19 protein-coding genes are annotated in these 20,768 nt (G+C 62.5%); 11 read left to right on the top strand and 8 right to left on the bottom strand.

The features are described 5' to 3' along the window. Window positions 1-194 precede the first annotated feature (194 nt). The 8 genes from pqqA to Q1W70_RS24540 all read left to right on the top strand — a co-directional run bounded on the left by pqqA (window position 195) and on the right by Q1W70_RS24540 (window position 7,165). Window positions 195-266: a pyrroloquinoline quinone precursor peptide PqqA gene (gene pqqA, locus Q1W70_RS24575; RefSeq protein ID WP_003253598.1), complete on the top strand. Its 72-nt coding sequence runs from the start codon at window positions 195-197 to the stop codon at window positions 264-266. Between the two features lie 55 nt (window positions 267-321). Further along, window positions 322-1,236 (top strand): pyrroloquinoline quinone biosynthesis protein PqqB, encoded by a 915-nt coding sequence (pqqB, locus tag Q1W70_RS24570; protein ID WP_166591602.1) that lies wholly within the window; start codon window positions 322-324, stop codon window positions 1,234-1,236. A gap of 91 nt (window positions 1,237-1,327) precedes the next feature. Next, complete coding sequence (gene pqqC, locus Q1W70_RS24565) at window positions 1,328-2,080, top strand: pyrroloquinoline-quinone synthase PqqC (protein WP_166591603.1); 753 nt, start codon at window positions 1,328-1,330, stop codon at window positions 2,078-2,080. Then, window positions 2,077-2,349 (top strand): pyrroloquinoline quinone biosynthesis peptide chaperone PqqD, encoded by a 273-nt coding sequence (gene pqqD / locus Q1W70_RS24560; protein WP_166591604.1) that lies wholly within the window; start codon window positions 2,077-2,079, stop codon window positions 2,347-2,349. Before pqqC ends, pqqD begins: the two co-directional genes overlap by 4 nt. Continuing rightward, window positions 2,327-3,469 carry a pyrroloquinoline quinone biosynthesis protein PqqE gene (pqqE, locus tag Q1W70_RS24555; RefSeq protein WP_302098216.1) on the top strand — a complete coding sequence of 381 codons (1,143 nt, stop codon included), beginning with the start codon at window positions 2,327-2,329 and terminating at the stop codon, window positions 3,467-3,469. Before pqqD ends, pqqE begins: the two co-directional genes overlap by 23 nt. 109 nt (window positions 3,470-3,578) lie before the next feature. Continuing rightward, a complete protein-coding gene (gene ercA, locus Q1W70_RS24550; protein WP_302098214.1) occupies window positions 3,579-4,742 on the top strand; it encodes an alcohol dehydrogenase-like regulatory protein ErcA in 1,164 nt (387 codons plus the stop codon). Then, entirely contained in the window at window positions 4,726-6,453 is a 1,728-nt protein-coding gene (locus Q1W70_RS24545; RefSeq protein WP_166591606.1) for a PAS domain-containing hybrid sensor histidine kinase/response regulator, read from the top strand. The genes ercA and Q1W70_RS24545 overlap by 17 nt, the downstream gene beginning before the upstream one ends. Before the next feature lie 91 nt (window positions 6,454-6,544). After that, on the top strand, window positions 6,545-7,165 hold the full coding sequence (locus Q1W70_RS24540; protein ID WP_166591607.1) for a TetR/AcrR family transcriptional regulator: 621 nt from the start codon (window positions 6,545-6,547) through the stop codon (window positions 7,163-7,165). A gap of 72 nt (window positions 7,166-7,237) precedes the next feature. On the opposite strand, the gene preA is transcribed toward Q1W70_RS24540, so the two are convergent. The 3 genes from preA to hydA form a co-directional block, all read right to left on the bottom strand. Next, window positions 7,238-8,512, bottom strand: coding sequence for an NAD-dependent dihydropyrimidine dehydrogenase subunit PreA (preA, locus tag Q1W70_RS24535; protein WP_182344613.1), 1,275 nt, complete (start codon window positions 8,510-8,512; stop codon window positions 7,238-7,240). Further along, on the bottom strand, window positions 8,512-9,879 hold the full coding sequence (locus Q1W70_RS24530) for an NAD(P)-dependent oxidoreductase (protein ID WP_182344615.1): 1,368 nt from the start codon (window positions 9,877-9,879) through the stop codon (window positions 8,512-8,514). The genes preA and Q1W70_RS24530 overlap by 1 nt, the downstream gene beginning before the upstream one ends. A gap of 77 nt (window positions 9,880-9,956) precedes the next feature. Then, entirely contained in the window at window positions 9,957-11,396 is a 1,440-nt protein-coding gene (gene hydA / locus Q1W70_RS24525; RefSeq protein WP_166591610.1) for a dihydropyrimidinase, read from the bottom strand. A gap of 621 nt (window positions 11,397-12,017) precedes the next feature. Here hydA and Q1W70_RS24520 point away from each other — a divergent pair. Together Q1W70_RS24520 and Q1W70_RS24515 are read left to right on the top strand one after the other, a co-directional pair. After that, a complete protein-coding gene (locus Q1W70_RS24520) occupies window positions 12,018-13,502 on the top strand; it encodes an NCS1 family nucleobase:cation symporter-1 (RefSeq protein ID WP_166591611.1) in 1,485 nt (494 codons plus the stop codon). Between the two features lie 90 nt (window positions 13,503-13,592). Continuing rightward, window positions 13,593-14,864 (top strand): Zn-dependent hydrolase, encoded by a 1,272-nt coding sequence (locus Q1W70_RS24515; RefSeq protein WP_166591612.1) that lies wholly within the window; start codon window positions 13,593-13,595, stop codon window positions 14,862-14,864. A 32-nt stretch (window positions 14,865-14,896) separates the two neighbouring features. On the opposite strand, the gene Q1W70_RS24510 is transcribed toward Q1W70_RS24515, so the two are convergent. Beyond that, the gene (locus Q1W70_RS24510) at window positions 14,897-16,048 is read right to left on the bottom strand and encodes an ISL3 family transposase (RefSeq protein ID WP_302098917.1); all 1,152 of its coding nucleotides are present in this window, start codon (window positions 16,046-16,048) and stop codon (window positions 14,897-14,899) included. Between Q1W70_RS24510 and Q1W70_RS24505 the strand changes: the two genes are divergently transcribed. Beyond that, the gene (locus Q1W70_RS24505; RefSeq protein ID WP_256669976.1) at window positions 15,971-16,192 is read left to right on the top strand and encodes a hypothetical protein; all 222 of its coding nucleotides are present in this window, start codon (window positions 15,971-15,973) and stop codon (window positions 16,190-16,192) included. The genes Q1W70_RS24510 and Q1W70_RS24505 overlap by 78 nt on opposite strands. A 54-nt stretch (window positions 16,193-16,246) precedes the next feature. Here the strand turns inward: Q1W70_RS24505 and fabI are convergent, their stop codons facing one another. Genes fabI through Q1W70_RS24485 form a run of 4 tightly spaced genes read right to left on the bottom strand, consistent with a single transcriptional unit; the run spans window position 16,247 to window position 20,767 of the window. Continuing rightward, entirely contained in the window at window positions 16,247-17,041 is a 795-nt protein-coding gene (gene fabI, locus Q1W70_RS24500) for an enoyl-ACP reductase FabI (protein ID WP_007910591.1), read from the bottom strand. A 19-nt stretch (window positions 17,042-17,060) separates the two neighbouring features. Further along, window positions 17,061-18,671 (bottom strand): ABC transporter ATP-binding protein, encoded by a 1,611-nt coding sequence (locus Q1W70_RS24495; protein WP_166591128.1) that lies wholly within the window; start codon window positions 18,669-18,671, stop codon window positions 17,061-17,063. A gap of 1 nt (window position 18,672) precedes the next feature. Then, entirely contained in the window at window positions 18,673-19,692 is a 1,020-nt protein-coding gene (locus Q1W70_RS24490; protein WP_166591129.1) for an ABC transporter permease, read from the bottom strand. Window position 19,693: 1 nt separating this feature from the next. Next, window positions 19,694-20,767: a microcin C ABC transporter permease YejB gene (locus Q1W70_RS24485; protein WP_302098202.1), complete on the bottom strand. Its 1,074-nt coding sequence runs from the start codon at window positions 20,765-20,767 to the stop codon at window positions 19,694-19,696. Window position 20,768: the final 1 nt, after the last annotated feature.

Below are 20,768 nucleotides of genomic sequence, written 5' to 3'. Positions count from 1 at the left end.
TACCTATGCCTATCGCGGGCAAGCGGAGCGCCGCCCGGCCAGCTCCCACAGGTCTGATGGTGTTTCTGAAAATCGGACAAACACCCCCTACCAAATCACCCCGCCAGCTCCTTCGAAAGTAGCATTCGGTCACCTAAAGTCCCGTGCATTAATGCGTGTACCGGAATCGCCCGGCACAAGAAGAGGAATGACCCATGTGGACTAAACCCGCGTTTACCGATCTGCGCATTGGCTTCGAAGTGACGATGTATTTCGCCAACCGTTGATTGACCACCCGGCCAGCCGTTGCGTTGGCCGGGCCTGCCATCTGGAGCAATGCCCATGCACATCCGTGTCCTCGGTTCCGCCGCCGGTGGCGGTTTTCCGCAGTGGAATTGCAATTGCCGCCAGTGCGCCGGCGTGCGCGCGGGCAGCCTGCGGGCGCAACGGCGGACGCAGTCGTCGATTGCCTTGAGTGACAACGGTGTGGATTGGGTGCTGTGCAACGCCTCGCCGGACATCCGCGTGCAACTGGAAAGTTTCCCTGCGCTGCAACCCGCGCGCCAGCTACGGGATACGGCGATTGCCGGGATCATCCTGATGGACAGCCAGATCGACCACTGCACCGGCCTGTTGAGCCTGCGCGAAGGTTGTCCGCACGCCGTGTGGTGCACCGAGCGGGTCCACCAGGACCTGAGCAGCGGTTTCCCCCTGTTCAACATGCTGACCCACTGGAACGGCGGCCTGCAGTGGCAGCCCATCGGCCTGGACCGCGCGCCGTTCAGCATCGCTGCTTGCGCGCACCTTGAGTTCCGGGCCATCCCGTTGGTCAGCAACGCACCGCCGTACTCGCCGAATCGTGGCAATCCGCAGCCGGGTGACACCATCGGCCTGTTCATCGAGGACCGGCGCAGCGGTGCTTCACTGTTCTATGCCCCGGGCCTGGGCCAGGTCGATGACGAGTTGCTGGGCTGGATGCAGCGCGCCGATTGCCTGTTGCTCGATGGCACGCTGTGGCGCGATGACGAGATGCGCCTGTGCGAAGTCGGCCAGAGCCTGGGTCGCGACATGGGGCACCTGGCGCAAAGCGGCCCGGGCGGCATGCTGGAGGTGCTGGAGGGGTTCCCACGCCAGCGCAAGGTGCTGATCCACATCAACAACACCAACCCGATCCTCGACCCGGACTCGGCCGAGCGGGCGGAGCTTGAGCGGCGCGGGATCGAAGTGGCCTATGACGGCCTGCACATCGACCTGTAGGGGCTTTCGCGAGCAGGCTGACTCGGACCCTTGTGGGAGCGGGCTTGCCCGCGATGCCCCCAGACCCCACCGAACCGCGAGGAGAAGCACCATGATTGACCAGGCAATGACCCCCAGCGAATTCGAAGCGGCCCTGCGTGCCAAGGGCGCCTATTACCACATCCATCACCCATTCCACCAAACCATGTACGCCGGGGGTGCCACTCGCCGGCAGATCCAGGGCTGGGTCGCCAATCGGTTCTATTACCAGTTGAACATCCCGCTCAAGGACGCGGCGATCCTGGCCAATTGTCCGGACCGCGACGTGCGTCGCCAGTGGTTGCAACGCCTGCTCGATCACGATGGCGCGCCGGGCAGCGAAGGCGGGATCGAAGCCTGGTTGCGCCTCGGCGAAGCCGTGGGGCTGACCCGCGAGCAAGTGTTGTCCCAGGAACTGGTGTTGCCGGGGGTGCGGTTTGCCGTGGATGCCTATGTCAATTTCGCCCGGCGCGCCTGCTGGCAGGAGGCGGCCAGCAGTTCGCTGACCGAGCTGTTCGCCCCGCAGATCCACCAGTCGCGCCTGGACGCCTGGCCCCAGCATTACCCCTGGATCGACCCGGCCGGCTACCAGTATTTCCGCACACGCCTGGGCCAGGCCCGTCGCGACGTCGAGCACGGGCTGCAGATCACCCTGGCGCACTACGTCACCGCCGCCGGCCAGCAACGGATGCTCGAGATCCTGCAGTTCAAGCTCGATGTGCTGTGGAGCATGCTCGATGCCATGAGCCTGGCCTACGAACTGGAGCGCCCGCCGTACCACACGGTGACCGCCGCCAATGTCTGGCACCGGGGGATCGCCCTGTGAGCCTGATCAAACGCGAACAGGCGCCGCTGCTGCGCCGGGGTTTTCGCCTGCAATGGGAACCGCGGCAGGACTGTCACGTGCTGCTGTACCCCGAGGGCATGATCAAGCTCAACGCCAGTGCCGGGCAGATCCTCAGCCTGGTGGACGGCCAGCGCAGTGTGGCGGCGATCATTGCCCAGCTGACGTCGAGTTTCCCCGGGGTGCCGGGGATCGACGAGGATGTCCTGGCATTCCTGGAGGTGGCCCATGCGCAATTCTGGATTGAGTGAGGCGCCACCCGGCCCCCCGCTATGGTTGCTGGCGGAGCTGACCTATCGGTGCCCGCTGCAATGCCCTTATTGCTCCAATCCGCTGGATTTTGCCCGGCACGGTGAGGAGTTGAGTACCGCCGAGTGGATCCGGGTGTTCCGCCAGGCCCGCGACATGGGCGCCGCGCAACTGGGCTTTTCCGGTGGCGAGCCGTTGGTGCGCCAGGACCTCGCCGAGCTGATCAAGGCCGCCCGGGACATGGGCTACTACACCAACCTGATCACCTCGGGCATTGGCCTGACCGAACAGAAAGTGCAGAATTTCAAGGTGGCTGGGCTGGACCATATCCAGATCAGTTTCCAGGCCGCCGACGAAGCGGTGAACAACATGCTCGCCGGCTCGCGCAAGGCCTTCGCCCAGAAGCTGGCCATGGCCCGGGCGGTCAAGGCCGAGGGTTACCCGATGGTGCTGAATTTTGTCACCCACCGGCACAATATCGACCGTATCGAGCAGATCATTGAGCTGTGCCTGGAGCTGGAGGCTGACTTTGTCGAGTTGGCCACCTGTCAGTTCTATGGCTGGGCCGAACTCAACCGGGTGGGCCTGCTGCCGACCCGCGACCAGTTGGAGCGCGCCGAGGCGGTCACCCAGGCTTACCGCCAGCGGCTCGAGGCCCAGGGCCATCCGTGCAAACTGATTTTCGTCACCCCGGACTACTACGAGGAGCGTCCCAAGACCTGCATGAACGGCTGGGCCAACCTGTTTCTCGACATCACCCCGGACGGCACCGCGTTGCCGTGCCACAGCGCCCGGCAATTGCCCGTGGCGTTTCCCAACGTGCGCGAGCACAGCATCGAGCACATCTGGAATGACTCGTTCGGCTTCAACCGCTTTCGCGGTGACGCCTGGATGAAGGAGCCGTGCCGTTCCTGCGATGAAAAGCACAAGGACCTGGGTGGCTGTCGCTGCCAGGCGTTCATGCTCACGGGGGATGCCGCCAACGCTGACCCGGTGTGCAGCAAGTCGGCGCACCATGGGGTGATCCTCAAGGCCCGGGAAGAAGCCGAGGCGCCGGGGCCGGGCATGGAGGCGCTGACGCTGCGCAATGAAAAGGCTTCACGGTTGATTTATCGCGGATAGCTCGCCAAGCCTGGTTCAGGCTTGGGGTACCCAATGGTCTGATTGCATTCACCAGCGGATCGGTTAGTGTGGCTGTTACCTTTCAAAACAATAAAAAACAGGCTTTCCAATGAGCCAGAGTCTCAGCCAACTGCGTAAGTTCGTTTCCCCTGAAATCATCTTCGGTGCCGGTTGCCGGCACAACGTCGGCAACTATGCCAAGACCTTCGGCGCCCGCAAGGTGCTGGTGGTCAGCGACCCGGGGGTGATTGCCGCCGGCTGGGTCGCGGATGTCGAGGCCAGCCTGCAGGCCCAGGGCATCGACTACTTCCTCTACAGCGATGTGTCGCCCAACCCGCGGGTCGAAGAAGTCATGCTCGGTGCCGAGCTGTATCGGGAGAATCACTGCGACGTGATTGTCGCGGTCGGTGGCGGCAGCCCGATGGACTGCGGCAAAGGCATTGGCATTGTGGTCGCCCACGGGCGCAGCATTCTCGAGTTCGAAGGCGTGGACACCATTCGTGTCCCCAGCCCGCCGCTGATCCTGATCCCGACCACTGCCGGTACTTCGGCGGATGTGTCCCAGTTCGTGATCATCTCCAACCAGCAGGAGCGCATGAAGTTCTCCATTGTCAGCAAGGCGGTGGTGCCCGACGTGTCGCTGATCGACCCGGAAACCACATTGAGCATGGACCCGTTCCTGTCGGCCTGTACCGGCATCGATGCGTTGGTGCATGCCATCGAAGCCTTTGTGTCCACCGGACACGGGCCGCTGACCGATCCCCATGCCCTGGAGGCGATGCGGCTGATCAATGGCAACCTGTTGCAGATGATTGCCAACCCGGCGGACATCGCCCTGCGGGAAAAAATCATGCTCGGCAGCATGCAGGCCGGGCTGGCGTTCTCCAACGCGATCCTGGGCGCGGTGCATGCCATGTCCCATAGCCTGGGTGGCTTTCTCGACCTGCCGCACGGGCTGTGCAACGCGGTGCTGGTGGAGCACGTGGTGGCGTTCAACTACAGCTCGGCGCCGGAGCGCTTCAAGGTGATCGCCGAGACCTTTGGCATCGACTGCCGTGGCCTTAACCACCGGCAGATCTGCGGGCGCCTGGTGGAGCACCTGATCGCCCTCAAGCATGCCATCGGTTTCCACGAAACCCTGGGCCTGCATGGGGTCAGTACGGCGGATATCCCGTTCCTCTCGCAACACGCGATGGATGACCCGTGCATTCTCACCAATCCGCGCGAGTCCAGTCAGCGGGATGTCGAGGTCGTCTATGGCGAAGCCCTCTGACCAGCAGCAACAGGCGCTGGCCGGGCTGCTGGGGCTGGGCAATCACTCGGCCCGCAAGAGTCATTACCCGGAGCTGGCAGCGCGCCTTAAAGAGTTGGAAGCGGAGCGCAATCGCTACAAGTGGCTGTTCGAAAACGCCGTGCACGGGGTGTTCCAGGCCAGCCTGCTGGAGGGCATGCGCGCGGCCAACCCGGCGTTGGCGCGGATGCTCGGCTACGCAGACCCGCAGGATGTGCTGTTCTCCCTGACAGACCTGGCCGACACGCTGTTTGTCGGTGGTGCCCGCGAGCTGGAACAGATTCGCGAGATCCTGCAACGCGAGCGCAGCCTGCTGGGCTACGAGACCCAGTTGCGGCGCAAGGACGGCAGCGCGCTGGACGTGCTGATGAACCTGTTGCTCAAGCCCGATCAGGAAGGGTTGGTGGAAGGGTTTGTCGCCGACATCACCGAACGCAAACTGGCCCAGGAGCGCCTGCAACAGCTCAATGATCAACTGGAGCAGCGGGTCACCGCGCGCACCGACGAATTGCTCGAGGCCAACCGCAACCTGCAACAGCAGATCGCCGAGCGCGAGCAGATCGAGCATGCCCTGCGTGAAGCCCGGGACGCCGCCCAGGCTGCCAACCACAGCAAGGACAAGTACCTGGCGGCGGCCAGTCACGACCTGCTGCAACCGCTCAACGCCGCGCGGCTGCTGGTCTCGACCCTGCGCGAGCGCCATCTGCCGGAGGTCGAGCAGGTGTTGGTGGAACGCACCCATCAGGCCCTGGAAGGGGCCGAGGACCTGCTGACCGACTTGCTGGACATCTCGCGCCTGGACCAGGCCGCGGTAAAGCCCGACGTGGCCCTGTATCGGCTCGACGAACTGCTCGGCCCGCTGGTCTCGGAGTTCCAGTCGGTGGCTCAAGCTGCGGGGCTGAACTTGCGGGTGCGCATGGGGGACTTCGGAATCCGTACCGACCTGCGGCTGATGACCCGTATCCTGCGCAACTTCCTCAGCAATGCCTGCCGCTACACCGAGCAGGGCAGCATCCTGCTGGCCGCCCGCCGGCGGGGCGCGGCCTTGCGCCTGGAAGTCTGGGACACCGGGCGCGGCATTGCCGCAGATCGTCTGGACTCGATCTTCCTCGAATTCAATCAGCTGGATGTCGGCCGTGCGGCCGACCGCAAGGGGGTCGGCCTGGGCCTGGCGATTGTCGAGCGGATCGCCAAGATCCTCGATTACCGGGTTCAGGTGCATTCCTTGCCGGGACGCGGGTCGATGTTCAGCATCGATGTGCCGATCTGCGACGACATCCCGTTGCCCATCAGCCTCGCGGTGCCCCAGGCGGGCACCGGCAATCCGCTGCCGGGCCGCCGCTTGCTGGTGCTGGACAACGAAGTGAGCATCCTGCAGAGCATGAGTGCGTTGCTTGGGCAGTGGGGCTGCGAGGTGGTCACGGCCACGGATGAAAGCTCGGCCCTGAGCAACTTGATGGGCCAGGCTCCGGAACTGATTCTGGCGGACTATCACCTGGACCACGGGGTGGTGGGCAGTGAGGTGGTGCGGCATTTGCGCGAGCATTTCCAGCAGGTGATCCCGGCGGTGATCATCACTGCCGACCGCACCGACCAATGTCGGCAATCCTTGCACAGACTGGATGCGCCGTTGCTCAACAAACCGGTGAAACCCGGCAAGTTGCGCGCGGTGCTGAGCCAGTTGCTGGGCTGAGCTGCGCTCATTGGCGGCCTTGGGCGTACGACGTTTCGTTTCGCGTGTCGCCAATGCTAGTCTTGGGAAATGCCGCTGACAGGGAGCCCCCATGGGCAATCACAAGATCGAGATCCGTCGCAGCAACGTCGAGAAAATCCTCCTGGCCGCGGAAAAAGTCTTCGCCGAAAAAGGCTTTGGCAGCACCGCGATGGCGGACATTGCCAGGGAAGTGCAATTGCCGCGCTCCAACCTGCATTACTACTTCAGCACCAAGACCGAACTTTACAGCGCCGTGCTCTTCGACTTGCTGGAAGTGTGGAAACAGGACGCGCTGTGCTTCGAGATGTTCGATGATCCACGGGTGGTGTTGAGCAGCTACATCCGCGCGAAAATGCAGCACTCACGTAGCCGCCCCTATGGCTCGAAAGTCTGGGCCAACGAAATCATCCATGGCGCACCGACCCTGGGCCTGGCGCTGGACGCCAGCCTGTACGACTGGGCCAAGATGAAAGAAGCGAAAATCCGCCAATGGGTCGACGACCAGCGCATCCTCCCGGTCGAGCCTTCCAGCCTGCTGTACATGATCTGGGCCTCGACCCAGCACTACGCCGACTTCGACCATCAGGTGAACATTCTCAACGAGCACCAGCCGCTGTCGGACATGCAGTTCGAGAGGGCGGTGCAGACGGTGACCAGTGTGATCTTGCGCGGGATTGGGTTGGAGCCTTGAGGTCGGGATTGTCCGGGCTGACTTCATCGCGAGCAAACGGGCGGCGCTCCGTCTGCTCGCGATGACGATCGGTCAGATAGCGACGTGGTAGGGATTACGCGGATCATGGTTCCAGTCGAGGAAGGGTTTGCCGTTATCGACCGGCACCATCTCGATGCAATCCTGCACCGGGCAGGTGATCTGGCACAGGTTGCAGCCCACGCATTCGTCGTCGATCACCTGGTACTTGTGGCTGCCGTCGGCCTGCTTGAGGCTGGCAACGGCCTGGTGCGAGGTGTCTTCGCAGGCGATGTGGCAACGTCCGCAGCCGATGCAGGCCTGCTGGTCGATCCGGGCGATCACCTGGTAGTTGATGTCCAGGTACTTCCAGTCGGTGGTGTTGCCCACCGCGCGCCCCGCGAAGTCCTGCACGCTGGCGTAACCTTGGCTGTCCATCCAGCGCGACAGGCCGTCCTTCATGTCCTCGACGATCCGGAAGCCGTGCAGCATTGCCGCCGTGCACACTTGCACCGCGCCGCTGCCCAGGGCCATGAATTCGGCGGCGTCGCGCCAACTGCCGATGCCACCGATGCCGCAGATTGGCAGGCCCTGGGTCTGCGGGTCACGGGCGATTTCGGCGACCATGTTCAAGGCAATCGGCTTGACCGCCGAGCCGCAGTAACCGCCGTGGGTACTCTGGGTGCCGACCATGGGCAGGGCGACCATGCGGTCGAGGTCGACGCTGGTGATTGAGTTGATGGTATTGATCAGTGACACCGCATCGGCCCCACCACGATGGGCCGCCCGGGCGGCGACGCGGATGTCGGTGATGTTCGGCGTGAGCTTGACGATCACCGGCAGCGAGCAATAGGTCTTGCACCAGCGGGTCACTTGTTCGACGTATTCCGGCACCTGGCCCACCGCCGCGCCCATGCCGCGCTCCGGCATGCCGTGGGGGCAGCCGAAGTTCAGCTCGATGCCGTCCGCGCCGGTGGCTTCAACCAGCGGCAGGATGTGTTTCCACGACTCCTCGACGCAGGGCACCATCAGCGAGACGATCAGGGCGCGGTCCGGCCAGTCTTTCTTGACCTGGGTGATTTCCCGCAGGTTGATCTCCAGCGAGCGGTCGGTGATCAGTTCGATGTTGTTGATGCCCATGACTTCACGGTTGGCGCCAAAGTGCGCGGAGTAGCGCGATGACACGTTGACCGCCGCCGGGTCCTCGCCCAGGGTTTTCCAGACCACGCCGCCCCAACCGGCCTCGAAGGCTCGAACCACGTTGTAGGCCTTGTCGGTGGGCGGTGCTGAAGCCAGCCAGAAGGGGTTGGGCGCCTTGATGCCGGCGAAGACAATCGAGAGATCGGCCATTACGCAGCCTCCACGTTGAGCATGAGTCGGGCATGCATGGCTTGCGCGGCGAGTTTGCCGTGCTGCACCGCTTGCACGGTAAGGTCCTGGTCGAGGCTGGTGCAGTCGCCCCCGGCATAGACCCCGGGAATGCTGGTTTGCATCTGTTCGTCCACCTGGATTCGCCCGCCCTGGCGCTGCAGTTGGCTGGCCAGCGGATCGCTCAGGGCGTGCTCGTCAAAGCTCTGGCCGATGGCCTTGAAAATGGCATCGGCGGCCAGTTCGAAGGTCTCGCCGGTGGTGACCAGCCGCCCCTCATCCATGCGGGTGCGGGCGAAGCGCATGCCGCGGACCAGGCCCTGGTCGTCGAGCAGTACTTGCTCGGGTTGGGCCCAGGTCAGCAGGCGCACCTGGTTGGCCTTGGCGATGTCCTGTTCATGGTCGGTGGCGCCCATGTCCGGCACACCCCGGCGGTATACCAGGTTGACGTCGCGGGCGCCGAGGCGGGCCATTTGCACCGCCATGTCGATGGCGGTGTTGCCGGCGCCGAGGACGATGCAATGCTCGGCCAGGGGCAGTTGGCTGAGGTCATCGGTCTGGCGCAGTTCGCGGATGTAATCGGTGGCGGCCAGCATCCCCGGCGCGTCCTCGTGGGGCAGCCCCAGTTGTTTGCTGGCGGCCAGGCCGAGGCCGAGGAACACGGCGTCGAACTGTTGGTGCAGGTCGCTGAGGCTCAGGTTGTCGCCAAGCTTGTGCCCGTGGCGGATTTCGATGCCGCCGATTTGCAGGAGGAAATCCAGCTCGTGCTGGGCGAAGTCATCCACCAGCTTGTACTTGGCGATCCCGTATTCATTGAGACCACCGGCTTTTTCCCGGGCTTCGAAGATCACCACGTCATGGCCGTGCATGGCACTGCGGTGCGCGCAGGACAATCCGGCGGGCCCGGCGCCGACCACAGCAATGCGCTTGCCGGTGGCGGCGGCGCGCTGGAACGGATGCTCGCGAAAGTGTGCGTTGTCGATGGCGTAGCGTTGCAACAGGCCGATCAGTACCGGCGCGCACTCTTCGGCGTTGTTGCGCACGCAGGCATGCTGGCAGAGGATTTCGGTCGGGCAGACCCGGGCGCAACTGCCGCCGAGAATGTTCGCCGAGAGGATTTTCTGCGCGGCGCCCTGGACGTTGTCCTGGTGGATGTTGCGGATGAAGGAGGGGATGTCGATCTCGCTGGGGCAGGCGTTGACGCACGGCGCGTCGTAGCAGTACAGGCAGCGCGAGGCTTCGACCTCGGCCTGGCGCGCGGTGAGGGGCGGGGCCAGGTCGCTGAAATGGCCGGCGAGGGTGGCGCCATCCTCAAGGGGATGGGGCAAGTGGCTCAGGGAATTGATCACGGTCTTGGCCTCACGGTTATTTGAGGGTTTGCCTCTGACGGGCATTGGTTTTTGTATGGCCTGTGTGGGCCCGGATCTCAGCGTTTCACTGCCACCGGCTTGTGCAATTCGGCGCGCTTGCTCAGCAGGTCGAATACCGCCGGGTAGGCCGGGCGTTCGATGTAGCGCCCGGCCCCCCGTTCGGCCCGCAGGTCGCCATCGGCCCAGACCAGCCGGCCCTGGCTGATGGTATGGCTGGGAATGCCGCGCACGGTCTTGCCTTCGAAGATGTTGAAGTCGACTTGCTGGTGATGGGTCTTGGCCGAGATGGTGCGAGTGCCGTGTGGATCCCACAGCACCAGGTCGGCATCGGCGCCCACGCGGATCGCGCCCTTGCGCGGGTAGAGGTTGAAGATCTTCGCGGTGTTGGTGGAGGTCAGCGCCACGAACTCCTGCATCGACAGCCGCCCGCTGTTGACGCCTTCATCCCAGAGCACTGCCATGCGGTCTTCGATGCCGGCCGTGCCATTGGGGATCTTGCTGAAGTCGTCGCGACCGGCGGCTTTCTGATCGGCGCAGAAACAGCAGTGGTCGGTGGCGGTGGTGTGCAGGTTGCCCGATTGCAGGCCGTGCCAGAGCGCCTCTTGGTGGCCGCGGGGGCGGAAGGGCGGGCTCATCACGTAGCCGGCGGCGGTGTGCCAGTCCGGGTGCTGGTAGACGCTGTCGTCCAGCAGCAGGTGCCCAGCCAGCACTTCACCGTAGACCGGTTGCCCCTTGCTGCGGGCATAGGTGATTTCGTCCAGGGCTTCCTTGGTCGAGACGTGCACCAGGTACAGCGGCGTGCCAAGGGTTTCGGCGATGCGGATCGCCCGGCTGGCCGCCTCACCCTCGACCTGTGACGGACGCGACAGCGGGTGCGCTTCAGGCCCGGTCATGCCCTGGGCCATCAACTTGCGTTGCAGGTGGTAGACCAGTTCGCCGTTTTCCGCGTGTACGGTCGGCACGGCCCCGAGTTCCAGGCAGCGCTCGAAGCTGGCCACCAGGGTGTCGTCGGCCGCCATGATGGCGTTCTTGTAGGCCATAAAGTGCTTGAAGCTGTTGACCCCATGCTGGCTGACCAACTCGGCCATTTCCTCGCGGACCTGCTCGCTCCACCAGGTGATGGCGACATGAAAGCCGTAGTCCGCGGCGGACTTCTCGGCCCAGCCGCGCCATTGATGAAACGCTTCGAGCAGGGACTGCTGGGGGTTGGGGATCACGAAGTCGATGATCGAGGTGGTGCCGCCGGCAAGGCCCGCGGCGGTGCCGCTGTAGAAGTCTTCGCTGGCCACTGTGCCCATGAAGGGCAGTTGCATGTGGGTGTGAGGGTCGATGCCGCCGGGCATCAGGTACTGCCCGCTGCCATCGAGCACTTCGCAGCCTGCGGGAACTTCCAGGTTGTTACCGATGGCTTTGATCAGGCCGTCGGCGCAGAGGACATCGGCGCGGTAACTTTCATCATGGGTAATAACAGTGGCGCCACGGATCAACAGAGACATTCCGAGTTCCTCGCAGGCAAGACCGGCTTGTGCCGGTTCTAAGTGTTTTATATGTAGCAGGCTAAGGAAGTTATATTCCTGTCAGCGCTGTCAGGATTAAACGCTAGCTGGAGTTAAGCGAATGAGCAAGAATATTTTTTATATGCTTATAACAATCTTAAGTTATTGAATATAAAAGGATAAAAGTGAAAATTCGCATATTGGTGCAGCCGTTCACCATTTTGACGCACTTGACAGGAACCCAATATGGTCGAGATTTGTCATGTGAAATCAGCCATTTGAGGTCAGCCTGTGGCGCTTGAGAAATTCATCTATAAATATAACGCACCAGAATGAGTCCTGACGGGTTGGACAACTTGCCTGGCAGTTAGCCTGAGTGTGCGGGCGGGTTGTTGCAGACGGGATAGTTTTGAAACAGAAACCAATTGATATCAGTTGTTTACATGGATTTTACTGATCCGCAGCAAAGCCTGGCAGCGTCGGCGGCACGCTTATTGATTGCCGCCGCTGACACCTTGGCCGGTCGGTAAAAGTCGTCAGTTCTCCGGCCATCGTTTGGCTCGCGGATACTCCGTTGGCCAGCCCGATGAGCAAAATAATCAAAAGAACAGTGGAGCGGCCATGCAACAGAACAGATCCCAGGTCACCGAGCGCGACGGGTTGTACGAACTGGACGCCGGCAGTGACGTCCTCGACAGCCCCAGGTACAACCACGACATTGCCCCGACCAAGGTGCACGAGCGCACCTGGAACAAATGGCACATCACCGCCCTGTGGGTCGGCATGTCGATCTGCGTGCCGACCTACACCCTGGGCGGGGTGCTGACGGCGTACTTCGGCCTGAGCGTCGGCGAAGCGCTGCTGGCGATCCTGCTGGCCAACGTCATCGTCCTGATTCCACTGACCCTCAATGCGTTTGCCGGGACCAAGTACGGTATTCCGTTCCCGGTATTGCTGCGCTCCTCCTTCGGGGTGATTGGCTCCAACGTGCCCTGTCTGATCCGCGCCCTGGTGGCCTGCGGCTGGTTCGGCATCCAGACCATGTTCGGCGGGCTGGCGATCCACCTGTTCCTGGGCTCGATCTTCGAGGGCTGGAAATCCCTCGGCGGTACCGGCGAGGTCATTGGCTTCATGGTGTTCTGGGCCCTGAACCTGTGGGTAGTGCTGCGCGGGGCCGAGTCGATCAAATGGCTGGAGACGCTGTCGGCGCCGCTGTTGGTACTGGTGGGGCTGGGGCTGCTGGTGTGGGCCATGCCGAACGTTTCCATGACCGAGTTGCTGGCGCAGTCGCCCAAGCGCCCGGAAGGCGCCAGCGTCTGGAGTTACTTTTTCGCCGGGTTGACCGCCATGGTCGGCTTCTGGGCCACCCTGTCGTTGAACATTCCGGATTTCAGCCGCTACGCCAAAAGCCAGAAGGACCAGATCGTCGGGCAAATCATTGGCCTGCCGCTGACCATGTTCCTGTTCGCCGCCCTGGGCGTAGTGCTCACTGCTGCTTCGGAAAAGCTGGTGGGGGTGACAGTGTCCGACCCGGTGACCCTCATCGGCCACATCCAGAGCCCGCTCTGGGTCGCGCTGGCCATGGCCTTGATCATCATCGCGACCTTGTCCACCAACACCGCGGCGAACATCGTGTCGCCCACCAATGACTTCCAGAACCTGGCACCCAAACTGATCAACCGGACCACGGCAGTGATGCTCACCGGATTCGTGGGCCTGGCCCTGATGGGCCATGAGTTGCTGAAAAAACTGGGCTGGATTGTCTCCGAGATCAGCCTTGAGTCGGTGTACTCCAACTGGCTGCTGGGTTATTCGAGCTTGCTCGGACCGATTGCCGGGATCATGGTGGTGGACTATTTCCTGATCAAGAAACAGCGACTGGACCTGGCGGGGCTGTACCGCGATGACGTGTACCCGGCATGGAACTGGTTCGGTTTCGTCGCGTTCGGCGTACCGGTGGTGCTGACCCTGCTGTCCCTGGGCAGCGATGCGTTCAGTTGGTTCTACAGCTACGGCTGGTTCACCGGTTCGGCCCTGGGAGGCCTGATTTACTACGGGTTGTGCACGATGCGGCCGGACGCTTCCATTGCGAAATCGGCGGTATGACTGCAGGCCTCATCGCGGGCAAGCCCGCTCCCACAGAGCGGAGCATTTGCCTGGTACCTGACAAAACAATAACAGCCTGAGGAGATCCCCATGAACGCGGCCGTAGACGTTCTGCAATCGAACCATCAGCACATCAATCGCGACCGCCTGTGGCAGTCGCTCATGGAACTGGCCAAGCTCGGCGCCACGGTCAAGGGCGGCGTCTGTCGCCTGGCGCTGACTGACCTTGACCGCCAGGCCCGGGACATCTTTGTGCGCTGGTGCGAGGACGCTGGGTGCAGCGTGAGCATCGATGCCGTCGGCAACATTTTTGCCCGTCGCCCGGGGCGCAACCCGGACTTGCCGCCGGTGATGACCGGCAGCCACATCGACACCCAACCCACCGGCGGCAAGTTCGACGGCTGTTTTGGCGTGCTGGCCGGGGTCGAAGTGCTGCGCACGCTCAACGACCTGGGAGTAGAGACCGAGGCGCCACTGGAAGTGGTGGTCTGGACCAACGAAGAGGGCTCGCGTTTTGCCCCGTGCATGATGGGTTCCGGGGTGTTTGCCGAAAAGTTCACCCTGGAAGAAACCCTGGCCAAGGTCGATGCCGAGGGGGTGAGCGTCGGTGAAGCCCTCAACGCCATCGGTTATGCCGGGCCGCGCCAGGTCAGCGGGCATGCGGTGGGGGCCTACTTTGAAGCGCACATCGAGCAAGGACCGATCCTGGAGGACGAGCGCAAGACGATCGGCGTGGTGATGGGGGCGCTGGGGCAGAAATGGTTCGATCTCAAGCTGCGCGGTGTCGAGGCCCACGCCGGACCGACGCCGATGCACCTGCGCAAGGACGCCCTGGTGGGCGCTGCCGTGATCGTCGGCGCGGTCAATCGCGCGGCCCTTGGTCATCAGCCCCACGCCTGTGGCACCGTTGGTTGCCTGCAAGCCTATCCGGGATCGCGCAACGTGATCCCCGGCGAGGTGCGCATGACCCTGGACTTCCGGCATCTGCAGCCGGCGCGCCTGGACTCGATGATCGACGAGGTGCGCCACGTGATCGACAGTACCTGTCAGGAGCACGGCCTGACCTATGAGCTGACGCCGACCGCCGATTTCCCGCCGTTGTACTTCGACCAAGGCTGTGTCGAGGCCGTACGCGGCGCGGCCCAGGGCTTGGGCCTGTCCCATATGGACATCGTCAGTGGCGCGGGGCATGACGCGATCTTCCTCGCTGAGCTGGGCCCGGCCGGGATGATCTTCGTGCCGTGCGAGGGCGGCATCAGTCACAACGAAATTGAAAACGCCGCGCCAGACGACCTGGCGGCGGGTTGTGCGGTGTTGTTGCGGGCGATGCTGGCGGCATCGGCGGCGATTGCCAAGAGGTAGGGGGGCTCAGCCCAAGGCATAAAAAAGGTTCTTCACGGATTACCGGGAAAGACGCTCTTGATCTTCATGAAAAAGAACTCGCTATCCCGGTAACCGTACGCCATTCGCTTGATGACCTTTATTCGATTATTTATTCCTTCCAACTGACCGGTGTGCATCGGCCAGCGAACCCGGCTGACGATGCCCCGCCAGTAAGTCTTTAGCCGTTTGGCGAACTGGATCAGTGCCGGTATTTCGCTTTCATGCGCATGGCGCAGCCATTGCTTCCAGGCCGATCGCCAACCCCAAGCGGTGCTCGGCGTCCAAAGCGTTTTGAGTTCAGTCTTCATCAAATAGACCTTCATCAACGCGTGGTTGGCCGCCAGCAGATCCTCCAAGCGGACCTGTTGCTCCGGTGTTTTCAGGTTCTGCGGGTTGCGCAGGAGCAGCCAACGCGCCTGCTTGATGACCTGTCGGGCCGGCTTGTCATGACGCAGTCGATTGGCTTCGTCGACACGAACCCGATCAATCACCTCTCGGCCATACTTGGCCACCACATGGAAGAGGTCGTAGACCACTCGCGCGTTGGGACAGTGCTGACGAACCTCCAGGTCAAAAGCGGTGTTCATGTCCATTGCCACCGCTTCGATTCGGGCGCATCCCTCTGGCCCCAGCTCTTCGAAAAACGGCCTGACCGCCGCCCGGCTGCGGCCTTCGCCGATCCACAGCACTCGTCGTGTATCCGCATCCAGCACCACACTGGCGTAACGATGGCCCTTGAACAGGGCGAACTCGTCCATCACCAGACGCCGTGGTTGCGCCTTCGGCAGATCGCTCAATGCCGCTTGCAAGGCACGACGCTCCAGCAACCGAACGGTGTCCCAATGCAGCCCAAACATCTGCGCCACGTGCAGCGTGGGAAGGCGCTCACAGGCTTGAATGACCGCCTCTGCCAGACGCCGCGTCATGCGGGCATAGCGATCCAGCCAACTGACGGCCTCCATGCGTTTACCACAGTCGCGGCAACCAACGCGTCGGAGCAAAACGCTCAGGCGCACCGCACGACCGAGAATGGGCAAATCACGAATGACTCGCTCGCAATACTCATGCGTGGTTGAACAGGGTTTTTGGCACCCGCCACAGGAAGGGAATCGGGTGGCGTGGGGTGTCAGATCGATCTGGAGGGCGTCACCATCAGGCTTGATCGTGACGACAGAAAAGCCCTCCCAAAAAGGAAGGAAAGTATTAATATCGCGCATAAGAACGCCGGTTTGTTAGATGTGTTTGCTCGCACGAACATCATCAATCAAATCGGCGTTCTTGTTTCTGTGTTTCCCGGGATTCCGTGAAGAACCATAAAAAAACCCGCCGTAATCGGCGGGTTTTTTCGTGCAACGCGAAGATTACTCTTCGATGTTGCCCATGGCGGTGGTGTTGAAGCCGCCGTCCACGTACATGATTTCGCCGCTGATGCCGGACGCCAGGTCCGAGCACAGGAACGCGCCGGCATTGCCGACTTCGTCGATGGTGACGTTACGACGCAGCGGGGTTTGCGCTTCGTTGGCGGCCAGCATTTTGCGGAAGTTCTTGATGCCGGAAGCCGCCAGGGTGCGGATCGGGCCAGCCGATACGCAGTTCACGCGGGTACCGTCCGGGCCCAGGGAGCCGGCCAGGTAACGTACGCCAGCTTCCAGGGAAGCCTTGGCCATGCCCATTACGTTGTAGTTCGGCATGGTGCGCTCGGCGCCCAGGTACGACAGGGTCAGCAGGCTGCCGTTGCGGCCTTTCATCATTTCGCGACCAGCCTTGGCCAGGGCCACGAAGCTGTAGGCGCTGATGTCGTGGGCAATGCGGAAACCGTCACGGGTGGTGGCTTCGGTGAAGTCGCCGTCCAGTTGGTCGCCCGGGGCGAAGCCGACGGAGTGCACGATGCAGTCCAGGCCGTCCCACTTCTTGCTCAGTGCTTCGAAGACCTTGGCGATTTCTTCATCGCTGGCCACGTCGCACGGGAAGCACAGCTCAGGGCTAGAGCCCCAGCCTTGTGCGAACTCTTCGACGCGACCCTTGAGTTTGTCGTTCTGATAAGTGAAGGCAAGCTCAGCGCCCTCGCGATGCATGGCGGCAGCGATGCCGGATGCGATGGACAGCTTGCTGGCGACACCGACGATCAGTACGCGCTTACCGGCGAGAAAACCCATGTGTTGCTCCTCTTTCAGGTTATTGCGCAGTGGCTGGTGCCAGGAAAGCGGCTTCCAGCAACTGCTGTGTATACGGATGTTGGGGGGCGGCAAAGATACCTTGCGCGTCTCCCTGTTCGACCACTTGGCCATGCTTGACCACCATCAACTGGTGGCTAAGCGCTTTCACCACAGCCAGGTCATGGCTGATAAACAGATACGTCAGGTTGTACTTGCTTTGCAGTCTGCGCAGCAGTTCAACCACTTGGCGTTGCACGGTGCGGTCCAGAGCCGAAGTCGGCTCGTCCAGCAAAATCAACGCCGGTTTTAGCACTAAAGCCCGGGCAATGGCGATTCTTTGCCGTTGCCCACCGGAAAATTCATGGGGGTAGCGGTGCCGGGTTGCCGGGTCCAGTCCTACCTCCTCAAGGGCTGCAATGATAGCCAGCTCCTGTTCGGCTTGCGTACCGATCTTGTGGATCTGCAAGCCTTCGCCGACGATCTGGCTCACGCACATGCGTGGGCTCAGGCTGCCGAAGGGGTCCTGGAAGACCACTTGCATCTCCCGCCGCAGCGGCCTGACCTGCTGCTGCGTCAAGCCGTCCAGCTGCTTGCCTTCAAAGCGGATCGCGCCTTTGCTGGCGATCAGACGCAAAATCGCCAGGCCCAGGGTCGATTTTCCCGAGCCACTCTCGCCGACAATGCCCAGGGTCTGACCCTGGGGCAGGCTGAAGTTGATGCCGTCCACCGCTTTTACGTAATCGACCGTCTTGCGCAAGAAGCCTTTCTTGATCGGGAACCAGACTTTCAGGTCCTCGACTTGCAGCAGCGGCGGCCCGATTTCATTGGTTGCAGGCTGCCCGCTGGGCTCGGCGGCCAACAGCTCACGGGTGTACGGATGCTGCGGCGCTCGAAACAATTGTTCACAGGATGCCTGTTCGACGATGCAACCGCGCTGCATGACACATACCCGATGCGCAATTCTTTGCACCAGGTTCAAATCGTGGCTGATCAGCAGCAGCGCCATGCCCAGGCGCGCCTGCAACTCCTTGAGCAACTCGAGGATTTTCAGCTGCACGGTGACGTCCAGCGCAGTGGTCGGTTCGTCGGCGATCAGCAGTTCGGGCTCGTTGGCCAGGGCCATGGCGATCATCACCCGCTGGCGTTGGCCGCCGGACAACTCGTGGGGCAGGGCCTTGAGGCGCTTGTGCGGCTCGGGGATGCCCACCAGCTCCAGCAGTTCCAGGGTGCGCCGGGTCGCGACCTTGCCGGTCAGGCCCTTGTGGATCCCGAGCACTTCGTTGATCTGCTTCTCGATGCTGTGCAGCGGGTTCAGCGAGGTCATGGGCTCCTGGAAGATCATCGCGATCCGGTTACCACGGATGTGGCGGATGGTTTTCTCTTTCAGGCTCAGCAGGTCGTGCCCGGCGTAGTTGATGGTCCCCGTGGGGTGACGGGCCAGGGGGTAGGGCAGCAGGCGCAGGATCGAGTGCGCCGTGACCGACTTGCCCGATCCGCTTTCGCCCACCAGGGCCAGGGTTTCCCCGCGCTTGATGTCGAAGCTGACGCCTTGCACCACGCGCTGCTGGTGCTCGCCAACCACGAACTCGACGCTGAGGTCGCGCACTTCGATCAGATTGTCCTGACTCATTTCACTTCCTCGGGTCGAAGGCATCGCGAGCGGACTCGCCGATAAACACCAGCAGGCTGAGCATCACCGCCAGCACGGCAAAGGCACTGATGCCCAGCCAGGGTGCCTGCAGGTTGGATTTGCCCTGGGCCACCAGCTCACCCAGGGACGGGGCGCCGGGCGGCAGGCCAAAACCAAGGAAGTCCAGGGCGGTGAGGGTGCCGATGGCGCCCGTGAGAATGAACGGCATGAAGGTCATGGTCGAGACCATGGCGTTGGGCAGGATATGGCGGAACATGATTGCCCCGTTCTGCATGCCCAGCGCCCGGGCGGCGCGCACGTATTCCAGGTTGCGCCCACGCAGGAACTCGGCGCGCACCACGTCCACCAGGCTCATCCAGGAAAACAGCAGCATGATCCCCAGCAGCCACCAGAAATTGGGCTGCACGAAGCTGGCGAGGATGATCAGCAGGTACAGCACCGGCAAGCCCGACCAGATTTCCAGGAAGCGCTGGCCCAGCAGGTCGACCCAGCCGCCATAAAAGCCCTGCAGGGCGCCGGCGATGACGCCGATGATCGAGCTGAGCACGGTCAGGGTCAGGGCAAACAATACCGACACCCGAAAGCCATAGATCACCCGCGCGAGCACGTCCCGGCCCTGGTCGTCGGTGCCCAGCAGGTTATCCGCCGAGGGCGGGGCCGGGGCCGGGACTTTCAGGTCGTAGTTGATGCTCTGGTAGCTGAAGGGGATGGGGGCCCACAGGGTCCAGGCGTCCTTGGCCTTGAGCAGTTCGCGGATGTAGGGGCTCTTGTAGTTGGCCTCCAGCGGGAATTCGCCGCCGAAGGTGGTCTCCGGGTAGCGCTTGAGCGCCGGGAAGTACCACTCGCCGTCGTAGTGCACCGCCAGCGGCTTGTCGTTGGCAATCAGTTCGGCGCCCAGGCTCAGGCCAAACAGGATCAGGAACAGCCACAGCGACCACCAGCCACGCTTGTTGGCCTTGAACAGTTCGAACCGCCGGCGGTTGAGAGGGGATAGGTTCATCTCAATGCTCCCGGGTTTCGAAGTCGATGCGCGGATCGACCAGGGTGTAGGTGAGGTCGCCGATCAGTTTCACCACCAGGCCGAGCAAGGTGAAGATGAACAGCGTGCCGAAGACCACCGGGTAGTCGCGGTTGATCGCCGCCTCGAAACTCATCAAGCCGAGGCCGTCGAGAGAGAAGATCACCTCCACCAGCAGGGAGCCGGTGAAGAAAATCCCGATGAAGGCCGAGGGGAATCCGGCGATCACCAGCAGCATGGCATTGCGGAACACGTGGCCATAGAGCACCCGATGGCGGGTCAGCCCCTTGGCCCGGGCCGTGACCACGTACTGTTTGTTGATTTCGTCGAGAAAGCTGTTCTTGGTCAGCAGGGTCATGGTCGCGAAGTTGCCGATCACCAACGCTGTCACAGGCAGCGCCAGGTGCCAGAAGTAGTCGAGGATCTTGCCGCTCCAACTCAATTCGTCGAAGTTGTTCGAGGTCAGGCCACGCAAGGGGAACCAGTCCAGGTAACTGCCCCCGGCGAACACCACGATCAGCAGAATGGCAAACAGGAACGCCGGGATCGCGTAGCCGACGATGATCGCCGAGCTGGTCCAGACGTCGAAGTGGCTGCCGTGGCGGGTGGCCTTGGCGATCCCCAGGGGGATCGACACCAGGTACATGATCAGGGTGCTCCACAGCCCCAGGGAGATCGACACCGGCATCTTTTCCTTGATCAGGTCGATGACCTTGGCGTCACGAAAGAAGCTTTCGCCGAAATCCAGGCGGGCGTAGTTCTTGATCATGATCCACAAACGTTCCGGCGCCGACTTGTCGAAGCCGTACATGTGCTCGATTTCCTTGATCAGCGCCGGGTCCAGGCCCTGGGCGCCGCGGTAGCTGGAACCGGCCACCGAGACTTCCGCACCGCCACCGGCAATGCGGCTGGTGGCGCCTTCAAAGCCTTCGAGCTTGGCGATCATCTGCTCCACAGGGCCACCGGGGGCCGCCTGGATGATCACGAAGTTGATCAACAGGATGCCGAACAGGGTCGGGATGATCAGCAACAGTCGCCGTAATATGTACGCCAGCATC

This window comes from Pseudomonas kielensis (assembly GCF_030505375.1).
Taxonomy (GTDB): domain Bacteria; phylum Pseudomonadota; class Gammaproteobacteria; order Pseudomonadales; family Pseudomonadaceae; genus Aquipseudomonas; species Aquipseudomonas kielensis.
This window is presented reverse-complemented; position numbering and strand designations above follow the sequence as displayed.

Coding starts and splice junctions, on each gene's coding strand:
- pqqB (WP_166591602.1), top strand. CDS start 322: ATGCACATCCGTGTCCTCGGTTCCGCCGCCGGTGGCGGTTTTCCGCAG.
- pqqC (WP_166591603.1), top strand. CDS start 1,328: ATGATTGACCAGGCAATGACCCCCAGCGAATTCGAAGCGGCCCTGCGT.
- pqqE (WP_302098216.1), top strand. CDS start 2,327: ATGCGCAATTCTGGATTGAGTGAGGCGCCACCCGGCCCCCCGCTATGG.
- ercA (WP_302098214.1), top strand. CDS start 3,579: ATGAGCCAGAGTCTCAGCCAACTGCGTAAGTTCGTTTCCCCTGAAATC.
- Q1W70_RS24545 (WP_166591606.1), top strand. CDS start 4,726: ATGGCGAAGCCCTCTGACCAGCAGCAACAGGCGCTGGCCGGGCTGCTG.
- Q1W70_RS24540 (WP_166591607.1), top strand. CDS start 6,545: ATGGGCAATCACAAGATCGAGATCCGTCGCAGCAACGTCGAGAAAATC.
- preA (WP_182344613.1), bottom strand. CDS start 8,512: ATGGCCGATCTCTCGATTGTCTTCGCCGGCATCAAGGCGCCCAACCCC.
- hydA (WP_166591610.1), bottom strand. CDS start 11,396: ATGTCTCTGTTGATCCGTGGCGCCACTGTTATTACCCATGATGAAAGT.
- Q1W70_RS24520 (WP_166591611.1), top strand. CDS start 12,018: ATGCAACAGAACAGATCCCAGGTCACCGAGCGCGACGGGTTGTACGAA.
- Q1W70_RS24515 (WP_166591612.1), top strand. CDS start 13,593: ATGAACGCGGCCGTAGACGTTCTGCAATCGAACCATCAGCACATCAAT.
- fabI (WP_007910591.1), bottom strand. CDS start 17,041: ATGGGTTTTCTCGCCGGTAAGCGCGTACTGATCGTCGGTGTCGCCAGC.
- Q1W70_RS24495 (WP_166591128.1), bottom strand. CDS start 18,671: ATGAGTCAGGACAATCTGATCGAAGTGCGCGACCTCAGCGTCGAGTTC.
- Q1W70_RS24490 (WP_166591129.1), bottom strand. CDS start 19,692: ATGAACCTATCCCCTCTCAACCGCCGGCGGTTCGAACTGTTCAAGGCC.
- Q1W70_RS24485 (WP_302098202.1), bottom strand. CDS start 20,767: ATGCTGGCGTACATATTACGGCGACTGTTGCTGATCATCCCGACCCTG.